This window comes from Streptomyces sp. NBC_01750 (assembly GCF_035918095.1).
GTDB lineage: Bacteria > Actinomycetota > Actinomycetes > Streptomycetales > Streptomycetaceae > Streptomyces.
This window is the reverse complement of sequence record NZ_CP109137.1, coordinates 2259915-2284935: the sequence shown is the minus strand read 5'-3', so window position 1 is coordinate 2284935 and position 25021 is coordinate 2259915. Positions and strand designations below refer to the sequence as shown.

21 protein-coding genes and 1 pseudogene are annotated in these 25021 nt (G+C 69.0%); 17 read left to right on the top strand and 5 right to left on the bottom strand.

Going from position 1 to position 25021, the window contains the following annotated elements; translation table 11 throughout:
• Positions 1–57: 57 nt before the first annotated feature.
• Positions 58–1104 carry a S66 family peptidase gene (locus tag OG966_RS10365; protein ID WP_326649197.1) on the bottom strand — a complete coding sequence of 349 codons (1047 nt, stop codon included), beginning with the start codon at positions 1102–1104 and terminating at the stop codon, positions 58–60.
• A 27-nt stretch (positions 1105–1131) separates the two neighbouring features.
• On the opposite strand from OG966_RS10365, the gene OG966_RS10360 reads away from it, so the two are divergent.
• Complete coding sequence (locus OG966_RS10360) at positions 1132–1350, top strand: hypothetical protein (protein WP_326649196.1); 219 nt, start codon at positions 1132–1134, stop codon at positions 1348–1350.
• Positions 1351–1359: 9 nt separating this feature from the next.
• Here OG966_RS10360 and OG966_RS10355 read toward each other — a convergent pair whose 3' ends face one another.
• Both OG966_RS10355 and OG966_RS10350 read right to left on the bottom strand, forming a co-directional pair.
• Positions 1360–2016 carry an MBL fold metallo-hydrolase gene (locus tag OG966_RS10355; protein WP_326649195.1) on the bottom strand — a complete coding sequence of 219 codons (657 nt, stop codon included), beginning with the start codon at positions 2014–2016 and terminating at the stop codon, positions 1360–1362.
• Between the two features lie 9 nt (positions 2017–2025).
• Positions 2026–2709 carry a maleylpyruvate isomerase family mycothiol-dependent enzyme gene (locus tag OG966_RS10350; protein ID WP_326649194.1) on the bottom strand — a complete coding sequence of 228 codons (684 nt, stop codon included), beginning with the start codon at positions 2707–2709 and terminating at the stop codon, positions 2026–2028.
• Between the two features lie 220 nt (positions 2710–2929).
• Here OG966_RS10350 and uvrA point away from each other — a divergent pair, with 220 nt between their 5' ends.
• Positions 2930–5941 (top strand): excinuclease ABC subunit UvrA, encoded by a 3012-nt coding sequence (gene uvrA / locus OG966_RS10345; RefSeq protein ID WP_326649193.1) that lies wholly within the window; start codon positions 2930–2932, stop codon positions 5939–5941.
• 107 nt (positions 5942–6048) lie between these two features.
• Here uvrA and OG966_RS10340 read toward each other — a convergent pair whose 3' ends face one another.
• Positions 6049–6945, bottom strand: a complete 897-nt coding sequence (locus tag OG966_RS10340; RefSeq protein ID WP_326649192.1) for a carbohydrate kinase family protein — start codon at positions 6943–6945, stop codon at positions 6049–6051.
• Between the two features lie 145 nt (positions 6946–7090).
• Here OG966_RS10340 and OG966_RS10335 point away from each other — a divergent pair, with 145 nt between their 5' ends.
• On the top strand, positions 7091–7519 hold the full coding sequence (locus OG966_RS10335) for a Rieske (2Fe-2S) protein (RefSeq protein WP_326649191.1): 429 nt from the start codon (positions 7091–7093) through the stop codon (positions 7517–7519).
• 20 nt (positions 7520–7539) lie between these two features.
• Here the strand turns inward: OG966_RS10335 and OG966_RS10330 are convergent, their stop codons facing one another.
• Complete coding sequence (locus OG966_RS10330; protein WP_326649190.1) at positions 7540–8472, bottom strand: hypothetical protein; 933 nt, start codon at positions 8470–8472, stop codon at positions 7540–7542.
• Between the two features lie 407 nt (positions 8473–8879).
• Here OG966_RS10330 and uvrC point away from each other — a divergent pair, with 407 nt between their 5' ends.
• From uvrC to OG966_RS10260, 14 genes and pseudogenes are all read left to right on the top strand, one after another.
• Positions 8880–10853: an excinuclease ABC subunit UvrC gene (uvrC, locus tag OG966_RS10325; protein WP_326649189.1), complete on the top strand. Its 1974-nt coding sequence runs from the start codon at positions 8880–8882 to the stop codon at positions 10851–10853.
• Positions 10846–11784, top strand: coding sequence for an RNase adapter RapZ (gene rapZ, locus OG966_RS10320; protein WP_326649187.1), 939 nt, complete (start codon positions 10846–10848; stop codon positions 11782–11784). Before uvrC ends, rapZ begins: the two co-directional genes overlap by 8 nt.
• On the top strand, positions 11781–12815 hold the full coding sequence (locus OG966_RS10315; protein ID WP_326649185.1) for a gluconeogenesis factor YvcK family protein: 1035 nt from the start codon (positions 11781–11783) through the stop codon (positions 12813–12815). The genes rapZ and OG966_RS10315 overlap by 4 nt, the downstream gene beginning before the upstream one ends.
• Positions 12806–13795 (top strand): DNA-binding protein WhiA, encoded by a 990-nt coding sequence (whiA, locus tag OG966_RS10310; RefSeq protein ID WP_326649184.1) that lies wholly within the window; start codon positions 12806–12808, stop codon positions 13793–13795. The genes OG966_RS10315 and whiA overlap by 10 nt, the downstream gene beginning before the upstream one ends.
• 155 nt (positions 13796–13950) lie before the next feature.
• On the top strand, positions 13951–16899 hold the full coding sequence (locus tag OG966_RS10305) for a M14 family metallopeptidase (RefSeq protein ID WP_326649182.1): 2949 nt from the start codon (positions 13951–13953) through the stop codon (positions 16897–16899).
• Between the two features lie 223 nt (positions 16900–17122).
• Positions 17123–18127 (top strand): type I glyceraldehyde-3-phosphate dehydrogenase, encoded by a 1005-nt coding sequence (gene gap / locus OG966_RS10300; RefSeq protein ID WP_326649181.1) that lies wholly within the window; start codon positions 17123–17125, stop codon positions 18125–18127.
• 99 nt (positions 18128–18226) lie between these two features.
• Positions 18227–19438 carry a phosphoglycerate kinase gene (locus OG966_RS10295; protein ID WP_326649179.1) on the top strand — a complete coding sequence of 404 codons (1212 nt, stop codon included), beginning with the start codon at positions 18227–18229 and terminating at the stop codon, positions 19436–19438.
• Positions 19439–19445: 7 nt separating this feature from the next.
• Positions 19446–20234 (top strand): triose-phosphate isomerase, encoded by a 789-nt coding sequence (gene tpiA, locus OG966_RS10290; RefSeq protein ID WP_326649178.1) that lies wholly within the window; start codon positions 19446–19448, stop codon positions 20232–20234.
• A gap of 107 nt (positions 20235–20341) precedes the next feature.
• Complete coding sequence (gene secG / locus OG966_RS10285; RefSeq protein WP_326649177.1) at positions 20342–20578, top strand: preprotein translocase subunit SecG; 237 nt, start codon at positions 20342–20344, stop codon at positions 20576–20578.
• A gap of 135 nt (positions 20579–20713) precedes the next feature.
• A complete protein-coding gene (locus OG966_RS10280; RefSeq protein ID WP_078503510.1) occupies positions 20714–21049 on the top strand; it encodes an RNA polymerase-binding protein RbpA in 336 nt (111 codons plus the stop codon).
• A gap of 102 nt (positions 21050–21151) precedes the next feature.
• Complete coding sequence (locus OG966_RS10275; protein WP_326649176.1) at positions 21152–22363, top strand: MFS transporter; 1212 nt, start codon at positions 21152–21154, stop codon at positions 22361–22363.
• A gap of 150 nt (positions 22364–22513) precedes the next feature.
• Entirely contained in the window at positions 22514–24166 is a 1653-nt protein-coding gene (pgi, locus tag OG966_RS10270; protein ID WP_326649175.1) for a glucose-6-phosphate isomerase, read from the top strand.
• A gap of 22 nt (positions 24167–24188) precedes the next feature.
• Positions 24189–24422: pseudogene (locus tag OG966_RS10265) on the top strand (PH domain-containing protein); the annotation flags it as partial.
• A gap of 254 nt (positions 24423–24676) precedes the next feature.
• Positions 24677–24913: a hypothetical protein gene (locus OG966_RS10260; protein WP_326649174.1), complete on the top strand. Its 237-nt coding sequence runs from the start codon at positions 24677–24679 to the stop codon at positions 24911–24913.
• Positions 24914–25021: the final 108 nt, after the last annotated feature.

The window sequence follows — 25021 nt, the reverse complement described above, 5'->3', positions numbered from 1 at the left end:
TGGCGGCTGCCCCGGGGCAGCCGCCACTGCGCAGTACGGCGCTGTACGTGAAAGCGCTCAGTACGTCACGGTGATCCGGCGAGCCGGACCGTCGACGCGGACCGATCCGCCGTAGGGGATGACCAGCTGAGGGTCGGTGTGCCCGAGGTCGACGTCGAAGACCGCCATGGTCTTCGGGGCGTACGTCGCGAGCGCGCGCTGAACCGCCTCGCGCTGCTCGCCGGCGTAACGCGCGGCCGAGGACGGGTCGTTGGGCTGCTCGAACGACCAGGTCTTGGGACGTCCCATCAGGAGCGCGGGGAAACGCCGCAGCAGTCCGCGCTCGCCCATGTTCCGCAGTATCCGGAACACCTCCGTGGCAGGCGGCAGCTCTTCGGACGTCTCCAGGAACAACACGCAGCCGTCGTACGCGGAGAGGTCGGCGCGGATCTCACGATTCGCCATCAGCAGCCAGGAGAGAATCTCCAGATTCCCGCCCCAGCTCCGGCCCTCCACCACCCGCTGCGGCCCGTACCAGCTCCAGCCGCCGCCCGGCCGGGTTTCCGGCTCCGCCGCGAACGTTGCCGGGTCGGCCCAGTCGCGGTCCACGTCACGGAACCGCTCGGCAGGCCGCAGCTCGAAGGGACCCGTGGTGAACAGCGCGGCGCGCAGCGACTCCGCCGTCCGGGGAGCCATCGCTCCCGGCCGTCCCAGCTCGCACATCACGCTGGCACCGTGGTAGCCGACGATCCCGGTGTTCCACAGCCGGGCCAGCAGATTGGTGTTGTCGCTGTAGCCGAAGAAGGGCTTCGGATTGGCCCGGATCAACTCCCGGTCCAGCAGCGGCAGTACGGTGATCTGGTCATCCCCGCCGATGGACGCCATCACCGCCCTGATGGAGGTGTCCGCGAAGGCGGCATGAATGTCATCGGCCCGTTCCTGTGGTGTGGACCCCATCTTCCGGGTCGCCGGATACTCGACCGGTACAAGCCCGAAGTCCTTCTCCAGCCGCCGGAGCCCGAGTTCGTACGGCGTCGGCAGCAGCCCGGGCAGGCCGCTGGACGGCGAGATCACGCCAATCCGGTCACCGGGGCGGGGCTTGGGCGGATACGCAGGCGATTCCATGGGGGCGGAGACTACTGGGGGTGCCCCGTGGAGTCGCGCGAATTCCGGGCCCGGGCGGCACTGTCAGCGGCCCCCCGCTGGCTGTACCGCTTCCGGGAGTTGGACAAGCCCACGGAGCTGTGGGACGCCCACACCCTCGCGTACGCCGCCGACATGGCGGGGTTGCGAGAGACGGACCGCCGCGCGGTCACCGGGCCGCCCCGCCGCTGGGTGGAGATGGCCGAAGACAGCCCGCCGCTGCCGTGATCCGCCGGACTACCAGCCGCGTTCGCGCCACTCCGCCAGATGGGGCCGCTCGTCGCCGAGCGTCGTGTCCTTGCCGTGGCCCGGGTAGACCCATGTCTCGTCCGGAAGTTGGTCGAAGAGCTTCGTCTCGACGTCGTTGATCAGGCTGGCGAAGGCTTCGGGATCCTTCCAGGTGTTGCCGACCCCGCCGGGGAAGAGGCAGTCGCCGGTGAAGACGTGCGGCGGGCCGTGCGGGTCGTCGTAGACCAGGGCGATGGAGCCCGGGGTGTGGCCCACCAGATGGCGGGCGGTCAGCTCCACGCGGCCGACGCGGATTGTGTCCCCGTCCTCGACCGGTACGTCGGTCGGGACGGGAATGCCCTCGGCGTCGTAGCGGCCGGCGAAAGTGCGGGCGCCGGTTGCCGCGACGACCTCGGCCAGTGCCTGCCAGTGGTCGCCGTGCCGGTGGGTGGTGACGACGGACGCGATGGAGTCGTCACCGATCAGATGGAGCAGGGTCTCCGGCTCGTTGGCCGCGTCGATGAGCAGCTGTTCGCCGGTGGTCCGGCAGCGCAGTAGATAGGAGTTGTTGTCCATCGGGCCGACCGCGACCTTGGAGATCATCAGGTCGGTCAACTCGTGCACATCGGCCCGGCCGCCGACCTTCACCACTCCGCTGTACGTCATGCACCAAGCCTATAGCGGGGGCAGCGAGGGAAGCAGGGCTCCCGCGGTGTCCAGGTCCGCTCCGTCGCGGCGGCCCGCGAGCCAGCCGAGCAGCGAGGGGGCGGCGCCGGAGACCGTGACCGGGGTGCCGTCCTCGCCGCCGGTCCGCCACTCACCGCTGTCCGCGACGATCCGGGTCGGCGGGACGTCCGCACGGCCGGAGAAACGCTGTGCGAGGAAGGCGATCTCCCGCCCGGTGAACTCCTCCGGCAGGTCCTCCAGCTCGTAGCCGATGCCCAGATCCACGTGGTGCAGCTCGACCTCGATGAGACGGCGGAAGGGGACGCGGGCCGCGGCGTCCGTCACGCCGTTGCGGAGCTCGACGGTGCGGCTCCAGTCGGCGGGGACGGCGCCCGCGGCCTGGAAGCGGGCGGTGGTGTTCCGCACATCGGCCAGCTGGACGCCGAGGGGGCGGAGAGCGTCCCGCTCGATGTCGGCCTCGCGCGCCTCGGCGCTCACATACATGGGGCGGCCCTCGAGAATATTCACGAGTGCGTCGGCGTTACGCGAGAGATGGGCCAGGACGTGACCGCGGCTCCAGCCCGGAAGCCGGGACGGCTCGGCGCACGCTGCGTCTTCCATTCCGGCGGCTGCGGCGAGGAGCCGTTCGGTCGCTTCGCGTACAGAGACCAGGTCGCGCACGGGATCGATCATGGGGAAGACGATAGCCCCGCCACACGTTCGAGTGAAGGTGTCTTGGCACCGCCGAAAATCGAATGCACGTGCTATAGGCTCGGTGGAGGCATCCTTGACCGTCGGGCGTTCGTTTGTCCGGCTGTCATTGATCTCGTGGTCCCCCTAGCCTGGACAGTCCGGGGCGGGGGCTGTGCCCCCGATTCTTCTACGACCTCTTCAAGAAAGGTGCGGACCCGGCGTGGCCGACCGTCTCATCGTTCGTGGCGCTCGCGAGCACAATCTCAAAAACGTCTCGCTCGACCTCCCGCGTGACTCCCTCATCGTTTTCACCGGGCTCTCGGGGTCGGGCAAGTCTTCCCTCGCGTTCGACACGATCTTCGCCGAGGGGCAGCGCCGGTACGTCGAGTCGCTCTCCTCGTACGCCCGGCAGTTCCTCGGACAGATGGACAAGCCGGACGTCGACTTCATCGAGGGCCTCTCTCCGGCCGTCTCCATCGACCAGAAGTCGACCTCGCGCAACCCGCGCTCGACGGTCGGCACCATCACCGAGGTCTACGACTACCTCAGGCTGCTCTTCGCCCGTATCGGCAAGCCGCACTGCCCCGAGTGCGGCCGGCCCATCGCGCGCCAGTCGCCGCAGGCCATCGTCGACAAGGTCCTCGAGCTGCCCGAGGGCAGCCGCTTCCAGGTGCTCGCGCCGCTGGTGCGCGAGCGCAAGGGAGAGTTCGTCGACCTCTTCGCCGATCTGCAGACCAAGGGGTACAGCCGGGCGCGGGTCGACGGGCAGACCATTCAGCTCTCCGAGCCGCCCACGTTGAAGAAGCAGGAGAAGCACACCATCGAGGTGGTCATCGACCGCCTCACTGTCAAGGACAGCGCCAAGCGGCGGCTGACCGACTCGGTCGAGACCGCGCTCGGCCTCTCCGGCGGCATGGTCGTGCTCGACTTCGTCGACCTCGCCGAGGACGACCCCGAGCGTGAGCGGATGTACTCCGAGCACCTCTACTGCCCGCACGACGACCTCTCCTTCGAGGAGCTGGAGCCCCGCTCCTTCTCCTTCAACTCGCCCTTCGGCGCCTGCCCCGACTGCAGTGGCATCGGCACCCGCATGGAGGTCGACCCCGAGCTGATCGTCCCGGACGAGGAGAAGTCCCTCGACGAAGGCGCGATCCACCCCTGGTCGCACGGCCACACCAAGGAGTACTTCGGGCGACTGATCGGCGGCCTCGCCCAGGCCCTTGGCTTCTCCACCGACATGCCCTGGTCCGGACTGCCGCAGCGCGCCAGGAAGGCCCTGCTGTACGGACACAAGACCCAGCTCGAGGTCCGCTACCGGAACAGGTACGGACGGGAGCGCGCCTGGACCACCCCCGCCTTCGAAGGGGCGGTGCAGTTCGTCAAGCGGCGGCACAGCGAGGCCGAGAGCGACTCCAGCAGGGAGCGCTTCGAGGGCTATATGCGCGAGGTGCCCTGCCCGACCTGTCATGGCACCCGGCTGAAGCCGATCGTCCTCGCGGTCACAGTGATGGAGAAGTCCATCGCCGACATCGCCGCGATGTCGATCAGTGAGTGCGCGGAATTCCTCGGCGCGCTGAAGCTGAACGCCCGCGACAAGAAGATCGCCGAGCGGGTGCTGAAGGAGGTCAACGAACGGCTGAAGTTCCTGGTCGACGTCGGCCTCGACTATCTCTCGCTGAACCGCGCGGCCGGCACCCTCTCCGGCGGCGAGGCACAGCGCATCCGGCTCGCCACCCAGATCGGCTCCGGCCTGGTCGGCGTGCTCTACGTCCTGGACGAGCCGTCCATCGGGCTGCACCAGCGCGACAACCACCGGCTCATCGAGACCCTCGTCCGGCTGCGCGACATGGGCAATACGCTCATCGTCGTCGAGCACGACGAGGACACCATCAAGGTGGCCGACTGGGTCGTCGACATCGGCCCGGGCGCCGGTGAGCACGGCGGCAAGGTCGTGCACTCCGGCTCCTTGAAGGACCTGCTGGGCAACAAGGCGTCGATCACCGGTCAGTATCTGTCCGGGAAGCGGGCCATCCCGACGCCGGACATCCGCCGGCCAACTGACCCGGGACGCCGGCTCACCGTCCACGGTGCCCGTGAGAACAATCTGCGCGACATCGACGTCTCCTTCCCGCTCGGGGTACTGACGGCCGTTACCGGCGTCTCAGGATCCGGCAAGTCGACGCTGGTCAACGACATCCTCTACACCCACCTTGCCCGCGAGCTGAACGGCGCAAAGTCGGTACCGGGACGCCACACCCGCGTCGACGGCGACGACCTCGTCGACAAGGTGGTGCACGTCGACCAGTCGCCCATCGGCCGTACGCCCCGGTCCAACCCGGCGACGTACACCGGCGTCTTCGACCATGTCCGCAGGCTCTTCGCGGAGACGATGGAGGCCAAGGTCCGGGGCTACCTCCCCGGCCGGTTCTCCTTCAACGTCAAGGGCGGCCGCTGCGAGAACTGCTCCGGCGACGGCACCATCAAGATCGAGATGAACTTCCTGCCGGATGTGTATGTCCCGTGCGAGGTCTGCCACGGAGCGCGCTACAACCGGGAGACCCTGGAGGTCCACTACAAGGGCAAGTCCATCGCCGAGGTGCTGGACATGCCGATCGAGGAGGCGCTGCACTTCTTCGAGGCCGTCCCGACGATCTCCCGCCATCTGCGGACGCTCAACGAGGTGGGCCTCGGCTATGTCCGGCTCGGCCAGTCCGCGCCGACGCTCTCCGGCGGTGAGGCACAGCGGGTGAAGCTGGCCTCGGAGCTCCAGAAGCGCTCCACCGGCAGTACGGTCTACGTCCTGGACGAGCCGACGACCGGTCTGCACTTCGAGGACATCAGCAAGCTGATCCACGTGCTGTCCGGGCTGGTCGACAAGGGCAACACGGTCATCGTCATCGAGCACAACATGGATGTCATCAAGACTGCCGACTGGGTCATCGACATGGGCCCGGAAGGTGGCAATGGCGGCGGCCTGGTCATCGCCGAAGGCAGTCCGGAACAGGTCGCGGGAGTCCCGACCAGCCACACCGGCAAGTTCCTGCGGGACATCCTGGACGCCGAGCGGATCAGCGACGCGGTGGTGCCCGCGCCGCGCAGCGCCACGAAGAAGGCGCCGGTGAAGAAGACGCCGGTGAAGAAGGCCGCAGCGGTGAAGAAGACGGTCGCCGCGAAGGCGGCCCCGGCGAAGAAGACGGCCACGGCGCGCACCAGCCGGGCCCGCAAGGCCTGACGCGGTCACCGTCGTGTCCCCGAGCGCCGGGCGGGCAGGAGTTCCCAGCCCGTCCGGCGCTCGATGACGAACCGGCTGCCGGACAGCCCCGGCTCCGCCCGCAGCCGTCAGCCTTCCAGCTCCGAGGCGTACGGCGGCTCCGCACCCGTGCGGGAGCACGTGATCGCCGCCGCCCGGGACGCGAACCACAGCACCTCACGCCAGCCGTCCGCGTCCAGCGCCGCCGAGGCGTCCGCCGACAGGGCGTTTCGGCCCGCGAGGCTGTGCAGCAGCGCCGCGTTCACCGTGTCGCCCGCGCCGATCGTGTCGGCGACCGACACCGGCGTGGCCGGAACCGAGACCTCCAGTCCGCCCCGCGTCCGTACCGTCAGTCCCGCCGCGCCCCGCGTCAGTACCACCACCGCAGGCCCCTCGGGTACACCGCCGAGCCACTCCGCATCATCCTCGGAGAGCTTCAGCAGCGACACATACGGCAGCCAGCCGGCGAACCGTGCCCGATAGGCGTCCGCGTCCGGGATCAGGCCGGCCCTGATGTTCGGGTCGAGCAAGGTGAAGACCCCGCGCCCCGCCTCCCGCCGCAGCAGCGCCTCGTACGCGGTAGCGCCCGGCTCCAGCACCAGCGAGCAGGTCCCGAGCGCCAGGGCCCGTACCGAATCCGGCAACGGCCCCGGCAGCTCGAAGAGCCGGTCCGCAGTGCCCTGCACATAGAAGCCGTACCCGGCGGAGCCGTCCGTGCCGATGGCCGCGACCGCGAGGGTCGTCGGCTCGGGGCCACGCTGTACCAGCGACGTCCCGACCCCCGCCGAATGCAATCCGGCCAGCAGCGCCTCGCCGAACCCGTCCGTCGAGACACGCGAGCAGAAGGTGACCGGTGCGCCGAGCCGTCCCAGGGCGACGGCCATGTTGTACGGACCGCCGCCGAGCCGCGGCAGCAGCACCGGCAACGCCTCGCCGCCCCCCTGCGGGACCAGGTCGATCAAGGACTCTCCGGCGACGACAATCACGGCCCAGAACGTAACCCATGGCCCCAGGACGTGACAGGTGGCCCGCACGAAGGGCCACCGATCTCCGCCGGTATCGTCGGGTCTGTCACCGACACCCCGTCCGCGACGCCGCCGTCCGACCGATGCCCTGATCAGTGGAGACTTCATGTCCGGCCAGCCCACCGCCCGCCGCACCGTGCTGAAAGGCGCCGCCCTCGCCGGGGCCGCCGGGCTGGGGGTCGCCGCCTGCTCCACCGAGTCGAAGCTCGGTCACGCCGAGAACCCCACGCCGACCGCGCCCGTCGACCTCGGCGCGGCCGACGCCGTCCCGGTCGGCGGCGCCAAGCTCTACCGTGAGCAGCGCCTGGTCGTCAGCTGCCCTGCCAAGGGCCAGTACAAGGCTTTCAGCGCACAGTGCACCCACGCGGGCTGCGTCCTCGACAAGCTCGAGGGCACCGAGGGCAACTGCCCCTGCCACGGCAGCCGCTTCGACGTCACGACCGGCAAGGCGGTCCAGGGCCCGGCGACCGTGCCGCTCCCCGAGGTCCCGGTCAGGGTGACGGACGGCAAACTCGTCGCGGCCCCCGACGCGTAAGCCGTCGACAGGCCGCCGGCTCAGTCCCAGTCCCAGTCGATCCCGAGGATCCCGGGCCGTACGCCCTGCTCGACGGTGTGGACCGTACGGTGCCGTCCGCTCAGCGTCAGATCCGTCCGGGCACCCCGCGGCGTACCCGTCGTGGCCTGCGCGAATCTGCGGCACCGCACCGGCAGCGCCCCCTCGTCGAAGCGCACCTGCAATACGTACTGCCCGCCCGCGAAGCTGAAGCCCCGCACATACTCACGGCTCGGCCCGCCGGTCCCGTCCTCGAAGCCGTAACCGAAGAAGTACGTCTCACCGGCGCGCAGCCGGGCGTCGAACAGCAGCTCCGCGACGAGCACCCCGGTCTCCCGGTGCCACCGCACCCGCCCGGTGCGGCAGTTCTCCAGCGCGCTCACCTCCACCCGGGCCGGGTCACAGCCCGGGTCGCCGTGATGGATGGCCAGATAGCGGTCGATGCCGTCGCGGTGGGCGCGTACGACGTGCTGCGAGTCGCGTCCGACCAGTTCGCGCCCCGCCCCGATCCGTACCCGCTCGTGGTGCCCCACCGTGTGCAGCCCGCCGTCCGTCGGCTGCTCCAGGTCCGCCAGCAGCTGCTCGACCGCGCCGGAGGCCTCCAGCAGTGAGCGGTACGAGCGCGCGGCCGGGCGCTCGACATCGCCGCGCGCGCTGCCCTCGCCGGCACCGAGCAGCCTTACCAGTGAATTCCCGGGCAGCTCGAGCACCTCCTCCAAGGCGCGTACGGCACGCAGCGACTCGGGGCGTTGCGGGCGGCGCGCACCCTGCTGCCAGTAACTGAGGCTGGTCACGCCGACCTTGATCCCGCGGTGGGCGAGATGGTGCTGGACCCGCTGGAGCGGCAGTCCACGGACCGCGAGGGCGGCGCGCAGAGCCAGATGGAACGGGCCGGTGTGCAGCACCTGTGCCAGATCGGCCTCGGTGTGCCCCATGGTTTCTCCAGCGGATTTCAGGGATCTCAGGGATCACAGGGGTTTCAGGGATCGCGTGAATGTTCACGGGGGTGGCTAACCGCTGAGGGTGGGCGGTGACAGGCGTCCAGGTGGAGCGGGACGGAGGTTTTCACATCCCGGCCGCAGCATTCACAGCGCCGTGTCACTCCGCATTGAAGCGTGTTGACCTGGCCTCGACAAGGACTGATGCTCATCCGCAGCGTCCGGACGCGCTCTTTGCCTCCGCCGCCGCCGGAACGGGCGCCCTCGTTGCCCTCCCTGCGCGGTGCCACGGCCCTCCGGCTGCGCCGCCGGCCTTGAAAGCCCCGGGCGCCCGGCGCTACCCCCACGGTGCCGGGCGCCCGGACATGACCGCTCCGTCACACCCCGCCAGTAGGGTGGTCAACATGGCAGACCCCTCCAGCTACCGCCCCAAGCCGGGACAGATCCCCGACTCCCCGGGGGTCTACAAATTCCGCGACGAGCACCGCCGGGTGATCTACGTCGGGAAGGCCAAAAGCCTGCGCCAGCGCCTGGCCAATTACTTTCAGGACCTGGCGAATCTGCACCCGCGCACCCGCACCATGGTCACCACGGCCGCCTCCGTCGAGTGGACCGTCGTCTCCACCGAGGTCGAGGCGCTGCAGCTGGAGTACTCCTGGATCAAGGAGTTCGACCCCCGGTTCAACGTCAAGTACCGGGACGACAAGAGCTATCCGTATCTCGCGGTCACCCTCAATGAGGATTTTCCACGGGTCCAGGTCATGCGCGGCGCCAAGAAGAAGGGTGTGCGCTACTTCGGTCCGTACGGACATGCCTGGGCGATCCGCGAGACCGTCGACCTGATGCTCCGCGTCTTTCCCGTACGCACCTGCTCCGCCGGGGTCTTCAAGAACCACGCCCAGAAGGGCCGGCCCTGCCTGCTCGGCTATATCGGGAAGTGCTCGGCGCCCTGTGTGGGCCGGGTCACCCCCGAGGAACACCGCGAACTGGCCGAGGAGTTCTGTGACTTCATGGCCGGCCGCACCGGCACGTACATCCACCGCCTGGAGAAGCAGATGATGGCGGCCGCCGACGAGATGGAGTACGAGAAGGCCGCCCGGCTGCGCGACGACATAGGGGCCCTCAAGCGGGCCCTGGAGAAGAACGCCGTCGTGCTGGCCGACGCCACCGACGCCGATCTGATCGCCGTCGCCGAGGACGAGCTCGAAGCCGCCGTGCAGATCTTCCACGTCCGCGGCGGACGCGTCCGCGGCCAGCGCGGCTGGGTCACCGACAAGGTCGAGGCCGTCGACACCGCCGGCCTGGTCGAACACGCCCTGCAGCAGTTGTACGGCGAGGAGCGCGGCGAGGCCGTCCCCAAGGAGGTCCTCGTCCCCGCCCTCCCCGAGGACACCGACGCCGTCACCCAGTGGCTGAGCGACCGCCGCGGCTCGCACGTCTCGCTCCGCATTCCGCAGCGCGGCGACAAGAAGGACCTGATGACGACGGTCCAGCGCAACGCCGTACAGGCGCTCGGCCTGCACAAGACCAAGCGCGCCAGCGATCTCACCACCCGCTCGCGCGCACTGGAGGAGATCGCCGGGGCACTCGGCCTCGACTCGGCGCCGCTGCGGATCGAGTGCTTCGACATCTCGCATCTGCAGGGCGAGGACGTCGTGGCGTCCATGGTGGTCTTCGAGGACGGCCTGGCCCGCAAGAGCGAGTACCGCCGCTTCCAGATCAAGGGCTTCGAGGGGCAGGACGACGTCCGGTCCATGCACGAGGTGGTCACCCGCCGCTTCAAGCGCTATCTGGCCGAGAAGGACAGGACGGGGGAGTGGATCGGTGACGACACCCCCGATGACGACGGAAAGCCCAAGCGCTTCGCGTACCCGCCCCAGCTCGTCGTCGTCGACGGCGGACAGCCGCAGGTGGCCGCCGCCAAGCGCGCCCTCGACGAGCTCGGCATCGACGATGTCGCCGTCTGCGGCCTCGCCAAGCGTCTCGAAGAGGTCTGGCTGCCGCACGACGACGACCCCGTGGTCCTGCCACGTTCGAGCGAGGGTCTGTATCTCCTTCAGCGCGTCCGTGACACGGCTCACGACTTTGCCATCCGCTACCAGCGGAGCAAGCGGACCAAGCGCATCAGGACAAGCCCGCTGGACGCGGTACCCGGTCTCGGCGACACCCGCAAGCAGGCTCTGATCAAGCATTTCGGCTCGGTGAAGCGGCTGAAGCAGGCGACAATCGAGCAGATCTGCGGGGTACCCGGCATGGGCCGGAAGACGGCGGAGGCCGTCGCTGTGGCCCTCGCCGAGGCGGCTCCTGCCGCGCCTGCCGTGAATACGGCAACAGGAGAGATCATTGAAGAGAGCGACGGGGGAGCACGACATGACTGAGCACGATGGAGACGGAGCAGCAGACGTGAGTACGGGCACCACGACCGAGCCCGGCGGAGCCGCTGACGCGGCCATCCCCGAGCTGGTGATCATCTCCGGAATGTCGGGCGCCGGGCGCAGCACGGCCGCGAAGTGTCTCGAGGATCTCGGCTGGTTCGTCGTCGACAATCTGCCGCCGGCGTTGATCCCCACCATGGTGGAGCTCGGTGCCCGCTCGCAGGGCAATGTCGCCCGGATCGCCGTCGTCGTCGACGTACGCGGCCGGCGGTTCTTCGACAACCTCCGGCAATCCCTCGCCGACCTCGACTCCAAGCAGGTCACCCGGCGCATTGTCTTCCTCGAGTCGTCCGAGGACGCCCTGGTCCGCCGTTTCGAGTCGGTCCGCAGGCCGCACCCCCTCCAGGGCGACGGCAGGATCGTCGACGGCATCGCCGCCGAGCGCGATCTCCTGCGTGAGCTGCGCGGCGATGCCGATCTGGTGATCGACACCTCCAGCCTCAACGTCCATGAGCTGCGCGCCAAGATGGACGCCCAGTTCGCGGGCGACGAGGAGCCGGAGCTGCGTGCCACGGTGATGTCGTTCGGATTCAAGTACGGACTGCCGGTCGACGCGGATCTCGTCGTCGACATGCGCTTCCTGCCGAACCCGCACTGGGTCCCGGAGCTGCGTCCCTTCACCGGCCTCAACGAAGAGGTCTCGAACTACGTCTTCAACCAGCCCGGCGCCAAGGAGTTCCTGGACCACTACACCGAGTTGCTCCAGCTGATCGCCGCGGGCTACCGGCGCGAGGGCAAGCGGTACGTCACCATCGCCGTCGGCTGTACCGGCGGCAAGCACCGCTCCGTCGCCACGTCCGAGAAGCTGGCCGCCCGGCTCTCCTCCGCCGGGATCGAGACCGTCGTCGTCCACCGGGACATGGGGCGCGAGTGACCGGACGCAATCTCCGTCTGCGGCGGCTGCGCAGGTCCACACACGCACCGTCGGGCCGGAAACGCGGCGCGCAGCCCAAGGTCGTCGCGCTCGGCGGCGGCATGGGCCTGTCCGCGTCGCTCACCGCGCTGCGCCGTATCACCGGCGACCTCACCGCGGTCGTCACCGTCGCCGACGACGGCGGCTCGAGCGGCCGGCTCCGCGACGAGCTCGGCGTGCTGCCGCCCGGTGACCTGCGCAAGGCCCTGGCGGCGCTGTGCGGCGACGACGACTGGGGCCAGACCTGGGCCCGGGTGATCCAGCACCGCTTCCAGTCCCAGGGCGAACTGCATGAACACGCGGTCGGCAATCTGCTGATAGTGGCCCTGTGGGAGCAGCTCGGCGACCATGTCCTCGCCCTTGACCTGGTCGGCAAGCTGCTGGGTGCGCACGGCCGGGTGCTGCCGATGTCGGCCGTGCCACTGGAGCTGCAGGCGCTGGTACGGGGCCACGACCCGGCGCGCCCCGACGATGTGGACACGGTGCGCGGCCAGGCGACCGTCGCCCTCACACCCGGTGAGGTGCAGTCGGTGCACCTCGTCCCGCACGACCCGCCCGCTGTCCCCGAGGCCGTTGCCGCCGTCCTGGACGCCGACTGGGTGGTTCTCGGCCCCGGCTCCTGGTTCTCCTCCGTGATACCGCATCTTCTGGTGCCCGAGCTGCTGGACGCGCTGATCGAGACGAAAGCCCGCCGGGTCCTCGCGCTCAACCTCGCGCCGCAGCCCGGTGAAACAGATGGCTTCTCACCGCAGCGTCATTTGGAGGTTTTGGGACGACACGCGCCTAAACTCGCCCTGGACGTGGTGCTGGCCGACGAGGCCGCCGTGCCCGACCGCGAGTCCCTCGCCGATGCCGCCAAGCGGTTCGGCGCCGCGGTCGAGCTGGCGCCGGTGGCCTCGCCCGACGGCGTTCCGAAGCACGACCCGGAGCTGTTGGCCGCCGCGTACGACCGTATTTTTCGGATGCATGGAAGGATCGGCCCATGGCGATGACGGCAGCGGTGAAGGACGAAATCTCCCGGCTTCCCGTCACCCGGACCTGCTGCAGAAAGGCAGAGGTCTCGGCGATTCTTCGGTTCGCGGGCGGACTGCACCTGGTCAGCGGGCGCATCGTGATCGAGGCGGAGCTGGACACAGGGATCGCGGCACGACGGTTGAAGCGGGACATCCTGGAGATCTTCGGCCACAGCTCCGAGCTGATGGTGATGGCGCCGGGTGGACTGCGCCGAGGCTCCCGTTACGTCGTACGGGTGGTGGCAGGCGGTGACCAGCTCGCGCGTCAGACCGGTCTGGTGGACGGCCGCGGCCGCCCGATCCGAGGACTGCCGCCGCAGGTCGTCTCCGGCGCCACCTGTGATGCGGAGGCCGCCTGGCGCGGCGCGTTCCTGGCGCACGGTTCGCTCACAGAGCCGGGCCGCTCCTCGTCGCTCGAGGTCACCTGCCCCGGTCCGGAGGCCGCCCTCGCCCTGGTCGGCGCGGCCCGTCGGCTCTCCATCGCCGCCAAGGCACGTGAGGTACGTGGCGTGGACCGTGTCGTCGTACGTGACGGGGACGCGATCGGCGCGCTGCTGACCCGTCTCGGGGCGCACGAGTCCGTACTCGCCTGGGAGGAGCGGCGGATGCGGCGCGAGGTGCGCGCCACCGCCAACCGCCTCGCCAACTTCGACGACGCCAACCTGCGCCGCTCGGCGCGCGCCGCGGTCGCCGCCGGTGCCCGGGTGCAGCGCGCGCTGGAGATCCTCGGCGAGGAGGTGCCCGAGCATCTCGCCGCTGCCGGCCGGCTGCGGATGGAGCACAAGCAGGCCTCGCTCGAGGAGCTGGGGGCGCTCGCCGACCCGCCGCTGACCAAGGACGCGGTCGCGGGCCGGATCCGCCGGCTGCTGGCGATGGCCGACAAGCGGGCCCAGGACCTCGGCGTTCCGGGTACTGAATCCAATCTCACCGAGGAGATGGCGGACGGCCTCGTCGGCTGAATGTGTCCGCCCCTCCATATTTCACCCAAGCTGTCGGCGCCCTCGCGGCGCCGGCAGCGGTGTTATGTCCGCACACGGCACTCTTGACATGATCATGAGGTGATATGAGCCTGGCGTCCGGCCACTTTCGTGGCACACAACAGCAAGGGGGGCTAATGAGACGCAGAGCGAGATCGATCCTCGCAGCGGCTTCACTGCTGGCAGCCGGACTGGCGGCGGCACCGATCGCCCACGCCCAACAGGGGGGCGAGGGCGGCGACGGACTCTCCGTATGGCATGCGAAAGTCAGTCGGGCCCAGGTCCCGCTGATCCTCGCGGCAGGCACCGACGGTCATGAACTGACCGAGCAGGTGCCCGGCAAGGGCACCGCCACCGTCGAGCTGTTCCTCACCAGGAAACAGGCCGGCGAACTGCGCGGGCAGGGCGTCGACATCACCGAGCACACGATCCCGGCCAAGTCCGAGAGGCGCGTGGCGGCCGCGGGCGACGGCGTCTTCCGCCCGTACAGCGGCGACAACGGCCTGCAGCGCGAGATCCTCGCCACCGGGCAGGCCAACCCGGACCTGACCAAGGTCGTCAGCATCGGCAAGACCCTCAAGGGCCAGGACATCCTCGCTCTCAAGATCAGCAAGGGTGCCAAGAAGTACAGGGACGGCTCCAAGCCCTCCACGCTGTACCTCTCCAATCAGCACGCCCGCGAGTGGATCACCCCCGAGATGACCCGGCGGCTGATGCACTACTACCTCGCCAACTACGGCAAGGACCCGCGGATCACCAAGATCGTGGACTCCACCGAGCTGTGGTTCGTCCTCTCCGCCAATCCCGACGGCTACGACTACACCTTCACCGGCACCGACGAGCGTCAGTGGCGCAAGAACCTGCGCGACAACAACGGCGACGGCAAGATCGCCCCCGGCGACGGGGTGGACCTCAACCGCAACTTCGCCTACAAGTGGGGCTACGACAACGAGGGTTCGTCCCCCGACCCGGCCGACGAGACCTTCCGCGGCACCGGTCCGGCCTCCGAGCCCGAGACCAAGGCCCTCGACGCCTTCGAGCGGCGCATCGGTTTCGAGTACGGCATCAACTACCACTCCGCGGCCCAGCTGCTGCTGTACGGAGTCGGCTGGCAGGTCGCGACCCCGACGCCGGACGACGTCCTCTACACATCCCTTGCCGGTACGCCTGAGAAGTCCGCGGTTCCCGGCTACCACCCGCAGGTCTCGTCCGAGCTCTACACCACCAACGGCGAGGCCGACGGACACGCTGCCAACGTCAACGGGATGATGATGTACACCCCGGAGATGTCGACCTGCGGAACCGCCTCGCGCATCGACCCCAACGACCCCTGGAACCCGGCCGACTGCGCCTCGGTCTTCACTTTCCCGGACGACGAGAAGCTGATCCAGCAGGAGTTCGCCAAGAACATCCCGTTCGCGCTCTCCGTCGCCGAGACCGCCGCCCACCCCGACCAGCCGTCCTCCTCGGTCGGTCTGACGGCCGCGGACTTCACACCCGACACCTTCACCACCTCCTATGCGCGCGGCGGTGACCAGGAAGTGTCCGTCGTCGCCCGCAAGTCGGTACGCGACAAGGAGCTCAGGTACCGCGTCAACGGCGGCCGTACGCACGACCAGGCACTCAGGACCTGGAAGGGCGGCGAGACCTACGGCGGCGACGACAACATCCGCTTCGACGAGTACCGGGCCAAGGTTCGGGACGGCGACGTCGGGGACAAGGTCGAGGTCTGGTTCACCGGCGAGACCAGGGCCGGAAAGCCCACCGCCAGCGAGCACTTCACGTACACGATCGCCGAACGGCCGCGCGGCGACACGCTGGTGATCGCGGAGGAGGGCGGTACCGCCGCGGCGCAGCACACCGCCGCGTACACCAAGGCCCTCGCCGACAACCGCCACGGGGCCGCGGTCTGGGACGTCGCCACACAGGGCGCTCCGAACGCCCTCGGTGTGCTCGGCCACTTCAAGACGGTCGTCTGGTACACCGGCACCAATCAGCCCTCCGCGGCGACCACCGGGGCCGTACGGGACTTCCTCAACGAGGGCGGCAAGCTGATCAACGCCGGTGAGCAGGCCGGCGGGAGCATCGACCTCGGTGGCGCCGAGTCCAACGACTTCTCCCAGTACTACCTCGGCGCCTACAACCGGATCGGGCTCAAGTCCCCGCCGTCCTTCGCGGGCGCCGGGAGGCTCGCGGGTGCGAAGGCCTCTCTCGCCGACGCGCCGGGCAACCCGCTCGACCTGGCCGGGGCGTACACCGTCACCTCGGACACTCTGAAGCCCGAGCTGTTCCCGAAGTTCAAGAGCGCGTCCGCGGGAGGCTACCCGGGCATCCGCACCCCGTTCGAGCCGGCCGAAGGCTCCTGGTTCGCGGCGGCGAAGCACCAGGACAACGCTTACATGCGGCTGGCACGGACCGTGGACCTGTCCGGCACGGCGGCGGGAGCCAAGCCGAGTCTGCAGTTCCAGCTCAGCTACGACACCGAGCGCGGCTTCGACAACGTCATCGTGGAGGCGCACACAGTCGGCCAGGACGACTGGACAACCCTGCCGGACGCCAACGGCGGCACCACCAACCAGGTGCCCGTCCAGTGCGAGGAGGGCTACTACGTGGCGGGTCACCCCTTCCTCGCCCGCTACCTGACCGTCGCCAACAGCGGCTGCACGGCGACGGGCACCAGCGGCGCCTGGAACCGCTTCACCGGCTCCTCCAACGGCTGGCAGCCGGTCTCCGTCGACCTCAGCGCCTACGCGGGCAAGCAGGTCGAGCTCTCCATCTCGTACGTCTCGGACCCGGGCACCGGCGGAATCGGCGCCTTCGTCGATGACACCAGGCTCGTTGTCTCAGGTACCCCGCAGGGTTCCGAGGGCTTCGAGACCGTCCTCGGCCCGTGGAGCGTCCCCGGACCGCCGGCCGGCAGCCCCGGGAACGCGGGCGACTGGGCACGCTCCCAGGCGCTCTTCCAGTCGCAGGCGGCCGTCACCACCCGGGACACCGTGCTGCTGGGCTTCGGCCTGGAGCATGTGCCCGGAGCGGCCGACCGCAAGCAGCTCATCGGAAAGGCGCTGAGCGCCCTCCGACGCTGACGCCTGCGCAGCCGGGAGCGGGGCCGGACACCACTGATCGCCCTGGTCCCGGCGAGGTCCCGGCGGCTCCTGCCCCTACTGGTGGGTAGGAGTTCGCCGGGCCGCGCGCGGACCTCTCGATGTCACTCCGGGGTCGTCAGAGAGGTAGGGTCGTAAGCGGTCGGGGACATCCCATACAACTCGCCGGCGTCGAAAACCGGCGTACCAACGAGGAGATCGGTTCGTGACGATCCGCGTAGGCATCAACGGCTTTGGCCGCATCGGTCGTAACTACTTCCGCGCGCTGCTGGAGCAGGGTGCTGACATCGAGATCGTGGCTGTCAACGACCTTGGTGACACCGCGACCACCGCCCACCTGCTGAAGTACGACACCATCCTGGGCCGCCTCAAGGCCGACGTGTCGCACACCGAGGACACCATCACCGTCGACGGCCGCACCATCAAGGTGCTGTCCGAGCGCAACCCCGCCGACATTCCGTGGGGCGAGCTGGGCGTCGACATCGTGATCGAGTCCACCGGTATCTTCACGAAGAAGGCCGACGCCGCGAAGCACATCGCCGGCGGCGCCAAGAAGGTCCTCATCTCGGCTCCGGCCAAGGACGAGGACATCACCATCGTGATGGGCGTCAATCAGGACAAGTACGACGCGGCCAACCACCACGTCATCTCCAACGCCTCCTGCACCACCAACTGTGTGGCGCCGATGGCCAAGGTTCTCCTCGAGAACTTCGGCATCGTCAAGGGCATGATGACCACGGTCCACGCGTACACGAACGACCAGCGCATCCTGGACTTCCCGCACTCGGACCTGCGCCGCGCCCGCGCCGCCGCCGAGAACATCATTCCGACCACCACCGGTGCCGCCAAGGCCACCGCGCTGGTGATCCCGGAGCTGGCGGGCAAGCTCGACGGCATCGCGATGCGCGTCCCGGTCCCCACCGGCTCCGTGACCGACCTGGTCATCGAGCTCGAGCGTGAGGTCACCAAGGACGAGGTCAACAGCGCGTTCCAGAAGGCCGCCGAGGGCCAGCTCAAGGGCATCCTGGACTACACCGAGGACGCGATCGTCTCCTCGGACATCGTCAACTGGCCGGCCTCCTGCACCTTCGACTCCTCCCTGACCATGGTCCAGGGCAAGAGCGTCAAGGTCATCGGCTGGTACGACAATGAGTGGGGCTACTCCAACCGTCTGGTCGACCTCACGGTCTTCGTCGGCGGTCAGCTCTAATAAGCAACGCGAGCAGCAAGATGTGAGCGACAGGGCTCGGGCAGCGCAGCGCAGCGCAGTCCGAGCCCTGTCGCACGTCCAGCCTGAGGAGCCCTATTCATGAAGACGATCGACGAACTTCTCGCCGACGGGGTCGCCGGCAAGCGGGTATTCGTCCGCGCCGACCTCAATGTGCCGCTCGACGGCACCACCATCACCGACGACGGCCGCATCCGAGCCGTTGTGCCGACTGTCGCCAAGCTCGCCGAGGCGGGCGCGCGCGTCATCGTCGCCTCCCACCTGGGCCGCCCCAAGGGTGCCCCGGACCCGGCCTTCTCGCTCGCCCCGGCCGCGAAGCGTCTCGGTGAGCTGCTCGGCACCGAGGCCGCGTTCGCGACCGACACCGTCGGCGCTTCGGCCAAGGCCGTCGTCGCGGGCCTCGCCGACGGCCAGGTCGCCGTCATCGAGAACCTCCGCTTCAACGCCGGTGAGACCAGTAAGGACGACGCCGAGCGAGGCGCCTTCGCGGACCGGCTCGCCGAGCTCGCGGATGTGTACGTCGGCGACGGCTTCGGAGCCGTCCACCGAAAGCACGCCTCGGTGTACGACCTCCCGGCCCGCCTGCCGCACGCCGCCGGCTACCTCATCGCCACCGAGGTCCGTGTCCTCAAGAAGCTCACCGAAGAGGTCGAGCGCCCCTATGTCGTGATCCTCGGCGGCGCCAAGGTCTCCGACAAGCTCGGTGTCATCGACGCGCTGCTCGGCAGGGCCGACCGCATCCTCATCGGCGGAGGCATGGCCTACACCTTCCTCAAGGCCAAGGGCTACGAGGTCGGCATCTCCCTCCTCCAGGAGGACCAGATCCCGACCGTCACCGAGTACATGGAACGCGCCGAGAAGAACGGCGTCGAGCTGGTGCTGCCGGTCGACGTCCTGGCCTCGGGCGAGTTCCCGGACCTGAAGACCAAGGCCCCGGCCGACTACATCGTTGTCGACGCGGACAAGATCCCCGCCGATAAGGAGGGCCTGGACATCGGCCCGAAGTCGCGCGAGCTCTTCGCGTCGAAGATCGCCGACGCCCAGACCGTCTTCTGGAACGGCCCGGTCGGCGTCTTCGAGCACCCTGACTACGCTCAGGGCACCAAGGCCGTTGCCGAGGCGCTGCTCGGCAGCAAGGGCTTCACTGTCGTCGGCGGAGGTGACTCGGCCGCGGCCGTGCGCACGCTCGGCTTCGACGAGAACGCATTCGGCCACATTTCCACCGGCGGTGGCGCCAGCCTCGAGTACCTCGAGGGCAAGACGCTCCCCGGCCTCGCCGCACTGGAGGACTGACCCCCTTATGACTGACATTGCTCAGGACCGTTTCCCGATCATGGCGGGCAACTGGAAGATGAACCTCAACCACCTCGAGGCCATCGCGCACGTCCAGAAGCTCGCCTTCGCCCTGTCGGACAAGGACTACGACGCCGTCGAGGTCGCCGTTCTGCCGCCCTTCACCGACCTGCGGTCCGTACAGACCCTGGTCGACGGCGACAAGCTCAAGATCAAGTACGGCGCCCAGGACCTCTCGGCGCACGACGCCGGTGCGTACACCGGTGAGATCTCGGGCTCCATGCTGTCCAAGCTGAAGTGCACCTATGTCGTGGTCGGCCACTCCGAGCGCCGGCAGTACCACGCCGAGACGGACGAGCTCTGCAACGCCAAGGTGAAGGCGGCCTACCGGCATGGCCTGACCCCGATCCTCTGCGTCGGCGAGGGCCTGGACATCCGCAAGGCGGGCAACCAGGTCCAGTACACGCTGGCGCAGCTCGACGGCGGACTGAAGGACATCCCGGCCGAGCAGGCCGAGTCCATCGTGATCGCGTACGAGCCGGTGTGGGCCATCGGTACCGGCGAGGTCGCGACACCCGAGGACGCGCAGGAGGTCTGCGGGGCGATCCGCGGGCGTCTCGCCGAGCTGTACTCCCAGGAGCTGGCCGACAAGGTCCGGATCCAGTACGGCGGCTCGGTGAAGTCCGGGAACGTCGCCGCGATCATGGCGCAGCCCGATGTGGACGGTGCTCTGGTGGGCGGCGCGGCGCTGGACGCCGAAGAGTTCGTCAAGATCGTCCGGTTCCGCGACCAGTAAGTATGCGGTAGCGCGGATCCGTCGTACCCTTGCGGGGGCCGGGTAGGCATCATGGAAATGCCGCTCGGCCCCCGTCGTCCATTCAGTCCGAGGAAGTTGGTCCAGCCGTGATTGTCGGGTTCTCGATTGCCCTGATCGTCTTCAGCCTGCTGATGATGCTGCTGGTGCTGATGCACAAGGGGAAGGGCGGCGGTCTCTCCGACATGTTCGGTGGCGGTATGCAGTCCTCCGTCGGTGGTTCCTCGGTCGCCGAGCGCAACCTCGACCGCATCACCGTGGTTATCGGTCTGCTGTGGTTTGCGTGCATTGTCGTACTTGGTCTGCTGATGAAGCTGGACAGCTGACCGACGCCTTCCGCGTCCCGGGGTCGGGTGTAACTCCAATCACTGGACGAGCGTTGGGCCTTACGTAGACTGGGGCACTCGCGGCGCAGCCGCTGTGAGACGCTGTGCAGCACCATCACGCAGGGAGTTACGACCGTGGCAAGTGGCAACGCGATCCGGGGAAGCCGGGTCGGAGCGGGGCCGATGGGCGAGGCTGAGCGAGGCGAGTCCGCGCCACGCCTCCGCATCTCCTTCTGGTGCTCCAACGGGCACGAGACGCAGCCGAGCTTCGCCAGTGACGCACAGGTCCCGGATAGCTGGGACTGCCCGCGCTGCGGGTTCCCGGCCGGCCAGGACCGGGACAACCCGCCGGACCCGCCGCGCACCGAGCCGTACAAGACGCACCTCGCGTATGTACGCGAGCGGCGCAGCGACGCGGACGGCGAGGCGATTCTCGCCGAGGCGCTCGCCAAACTGCGGGGCGAGATCTAGAAGTTGCGGTCCGGCCGGACACCCAAGGTGTCCGGCCGAACTTTTGCTTCATTGTCAGTGGCACCCCTTACGGTTCTGAATCACGGACCGGAAGGGGATGTTGTGACGGCGACCGAAGCGGCACAGACGCGAACACCCGCATGGCGCGGGGGGTTCGGACGGCTGTGGACGGCCGCCGTCGTCTCGAAGTTCGGCGACTCGCTCCAGACGGCGGCGATGCCGCTGCTCGCCGCCTCACTGACCGACGACCCGCTGCTGATCGCCTCGGTGACGGCGTGCGGCTATCTGCCCTGGCTGCTGTTCGGACTGCTCGGCGGCGCGGTCGCCGACCGGGTGGACCAGCAGCGGGCGATGTGGGCCGTCGATCTGCTGCGGGGCGCGCTGATGGCCGCCTTCGCCGTCGCGGTGTGGCTGGACCTGAGTTCGATGGCCCTGCTCTTCGGGCTCGCCTTCGCGCTCACCACGCTCCAGACGCTCTTCGACAACGCTGCCACAGCACTGCTGCCCTCACTGGTGCCGGCCGAGGCGCTGGGCAGTGCCAACGCCAGGCTGATGACCGCACAGCAGATCGTCGGCAGCTTCCTGGCCGCCCCGGTGGTGCCGGCGCTGCTCGTGGTGGGCGCCGCCATGCCGTACGCGGCGGATGCGGCGACGTATGCCGTGGCGGCGGTGCTGGTCGCCTCACTGCGGGTCGGGGCGCCTTCGAGGGCTCCAGGAGCGGCCGGCAGCACCCTGCGCGGCGAGATCGGGGAAGGGCTGCGGACCCTGTGGCGGGACCGCGTGCAACGCGGACTCTGTATCGCCACCACCCTCTGCAATATCGGCATGGGTGCCCTCGTCGCCACCCTCGTCGTCCATGTCACCGGCTGGCTGGACGCCGGGAACGGCGGGTATGCGGCGGTGATCACGGCTGCCGGGGCGGGCAGTGCGGTCGGCGGTCTGCTGGCCCGCCGTTTCTCCGAGCGTTTCGGCCGAATACGGAGCGTGTTCGCAGCCGGCATCGTGCAGACCGGATGCCTGGTCGCGATGGGATCCGTGCGCGAGCTGTGGGTGACGATCACCTCGATGGCGGTCTTCGGGGTCATGGGCATGGTGTGGAACGTCAACCGGATGACGCTGACGCAGGAGCGCAGTCCGGCGGCGATGCTGGGCCGTATCAACTCCGCCTTCCGTACGCTCGCGGTCGCCGGAGCCCCGCTCGGCGCCCTGCTGGGCGGTGCGGCGGCCGCCGCCTGGGGACCGAACGCACCCGCTCTGCTGACGGCCGTACTCTTCGTGCCCGCTGTCGCGTCGCTGACCCCGCTGATCAATTAGGTTGGAGACGCAGTGGGGCATGCAGGCAGGTACGAGAAGAAGTGGGCTGATGTCCAAGATGCTGTGTCTTCCCGGGGGGAACCCCCCGGACCCCCGGCCGAAAAGCAGGTCAGCGGGGCTGAACCGACCGTCCACGCGAGGTGAATCTCTGTGAACGCAGAAGGCCGTACCAGGCTCAACCAGACGCCCGAATGGACTGCTCTCGGCAAGCACCGCGAGCAGCTGGGGGAGACGCATCTGCGGGAGCTGTTCGCAGCCGATACGGCGCGCGGCACCGAGTACACCCTCGAGGTCGGAGATCTGTATCTCGACTACTCCAAGCACCGGGTGACCGACGAGACGCTGGCGCTGCTGCGCGAGCTGGCCGTGGCCACCGATGTATTCGGACTGCGGGACGCGATGTTCCGCGGCGAGAAGATCAACATCACGGAGGACCGCGCCGTCCTGCACACGGCGCTGCGCGCCCCGCGTGACGCAGTGATCGAGGTGGACGGCGAGAACGTGGTGCCCGCGGTGCACGCGGTGCTCGACAGGATGAGCGCCTTCTCCGACCGGATCAGGTCGGGCGAGTGGACCGGACACACCGGCAAGCGCATCAAGAACGTCGTGAACATCGGCATCGGCGGTTCCGATCTGGGCCCGGCGATGGCGTACGAGACACTGCGCTCCTACACCGCACGCGAGCTGACCTTCCGCTTCGTGTCGAACGTCGACGGGGCCGATCTGCACGAGGCCGTAAGGGACTTGGACCCGGCCGAGACGCTCTTCATCATCGCCTCCAAGACCTTCACCACCATCGAGACCATCACCAACGCCACCTCAGCCCGCGACTGGCTGCTCACCGGTCTCCAGGCCGGCCAGGAAGCCGTGGCCAAGCACTTCGTGGCGCTGTCGACGAACGCCGAGAAGGTCGCCGACTTCGGCATCGACACGGCGAACATGTTCGAGTTCTGGGACTGGGTCGGCGGGCGGTACTCCTTCGACTCCGCCATCGGCCTCTCGCTGATGATCGCGATCGGCCCGGACTGCTTCCGGGAGATGCTCGACGGTTTCCACCTGGTCGACGAGCACTTCCGTACGGCCCCGGCAGAGGCCAACGCGCCGCTGCTGCTGGGCCTGTTGGGGGTCTGGTACGGCGAGTTCTTCGACGCGCAGACGCATGCGGTGCTGCCGTACTCCCACTATCTGAGCAAGTTCACCGCCTACCTCCAGCAGCTCGACATGGAGTCCAACGGCAAGTCCGTGGACCGCGAGGGCAATCCGGTGGACTGGCAGACGGGTCCGGTGGTCTGGGGCACGCCGGGCACCAACGGCCAGCACGCGTACTACCAGCTGATCCACCAGGGCACGAAAATGATCCCGGCGGACTTCATCGGCTTCGCCCATCCGGTCGCGGACCTGCCGCCCGGTCTGGTCGCCCAGCACGATCTGCTGATGGCCAACTTCTTCGCGCAGACACAGGCGCTCGCCTTCGGCAAGACTCCGGAGGAGGTACGGGCGGAAGGCGTCCCCGAGGAGCTGGTGCCGCACAAGACGTTCGCGGGCAACCACCCGACGACGACGGTCCTCGCCGAGGGGCTGACGCCGTCCGTGCTGGGGCAGTTGATCGCACTGTACGAGCACAAGGTGTTCGTACAGGGCGCCATCTGGAACATCGACTCCTTCGACCAGTGGGGCGTCGAGCTCGGCAAGGTCCTGGCGAGGAAGATCGAGCCGGTGCTGACCGCAGGAAAGGGCGGCGAGAACCTGGACAGCTCGACCTCGACGCTGGTCACCAAGTACCGCACGCTACGCGGTCGTTGAGCCGACGACGGGGGAGGGCTCGGTGCGGCTGCGGCCGGCGGACAACACGCCCGATGAGCGGGTCGTCGGCTGGTGGCGGGTGCGGTGGCTCCTGACCACCGCCGTACCGGTGGTGGTCCTGGCCGTGCTGGGCGCGTTGACAGCGCCCGCACGGCCGTGGCTGCTGACACCCGCCCGGGTGCCGGCGGTGCTGAGTCCGGCCTGCACCGTCTTCTTCACCGCGTGGTGGTTCCGGGTGCACCGCCGGGAGGGCACGGGGCCGCTGGAGCCGTTCTGATACGGGAGGAGCGGACGGCGGGATGCGATGCGGCCGAGGACGGCGCGACAATCCCCGTATGACCACATCCGGCTACCCCGGCACTCCGCTGGCCAAGAAGCTCGGCATCAAGCCGGGTCAGCGCGTCGCGCTCAGACACCGGCCCCAGGACTGGACACTTCCCGAACTGCCCGAAGGAGTCAGAGTCGGCGAGCGCGGCTCGCGCGACGCCGATGTGACGCTGGCCTTCTACCGTGCGCACTCCGATCCTGGCAGCCGACGCGGCGGCGCTCGTCGAGCACTTGGCGGACCCGGCCATGCTCTGGATCGCCTGGCCGCGCAAGGCTGCCGGCCATGAGAGCGACATCACCGAGAACGCGCTGCGGGACCTCTTCCTCCCGCTCGGCATCGTCGATGTGAAGGTCGCGGCGCTGGGTGAGGACTGGTCCGGGCTGAAGTTCGTCCGGCGGGTGGAGAACCGGGCGGGATGAGCGCCCGCGGCGGGGCCTGTTCCGGGACCCGCCCCTTCCCGCTGCATCGATGTCCGGCTCCGCCGCGTGGGGGCGAGCCCCGGACCCCGTACGCCGCCCTGCGGGCGC

Excerpts from the sequence above, each read along its gene's own strand:
- OG966_RS10365 (WP_326649197.1), bottom strand. The coding sequence starts at position 1,104 with ATGGAATCGCCTGCGTATCCGCCCAAGCCCCGCCCCGGTGACCGGATT.
- OG966_RS10355 (WP_326649195.1), bottom strand. The coding sequence starts at position 2,016 with ATGACGTACAGCGGAGTGGTGAAGGTCGGCGGCCGGGCCGATGTGCAC.
- OG966_RS10350 (WP_326649194.1), bottom strand. The coding sequence starts at position 2,709 with ATGATCGATCCCGTGCGCGACCTGGTCTCTGTACGCGAAGCGACCGAA.
- OG966_RS10335 (WP_326649191.1), top strand. The coding sequence starts at position 7,091 with ATGTCCGGCCAGCCCACCGCCCGCCGCACCGTGCTGAAAGGCGCCGCC.
- OG966_RS10330 (WP_326649190.1), bottom strand. The coding sequence starts at position 8,472 with ATGGGGCACACCGAGGCCGATCTGGCACAGGTGCTGCACACCGGCCCG.
- uvrC (WP_326649189.1), top strand. The coding sequence starts at position 8,880 with ATGGCAGACCCCTCCAGCTACCGCCCCAAGCCGGGACAGATCCCCGAC.
- rapZ (WP_326649187.1), top strand. The coding sequence starts at position 10,846 with ATGACTGAGCACGATGGAGACGGAGCAGCAGACGTGAGTACGGGCACC.
- whiA (WP_326649184.1), top strand. The coding sequence starts at position 12,806 with ATGGCGATGACGGCAGCGGTGAAGGACGAAATCTCCCGGCTTCCCGTC.
- OG966_RS10305 (WP_326649182.1), top strand. The coding sequence starts at position 13,951 with ATGAGACGCAGAGCGAGATCGATCCTCGCAGCGGCTTCACTGCTGGCA.
- OG966_RS10295 (WP_326649179.1), top strand. The coding sequence starts at position 18,227 with ATGAAGACGATCGACGAACTTCTCGCCGACGGGGTCGCCGGCAAGCGG.
- tpiA (WP_326649178.1), top strand. The coding sequence starts at position 19,446 with ATGACTGACATTGCTCAGGACCGTTTCCCGATCATGGCGGGCAACTGG.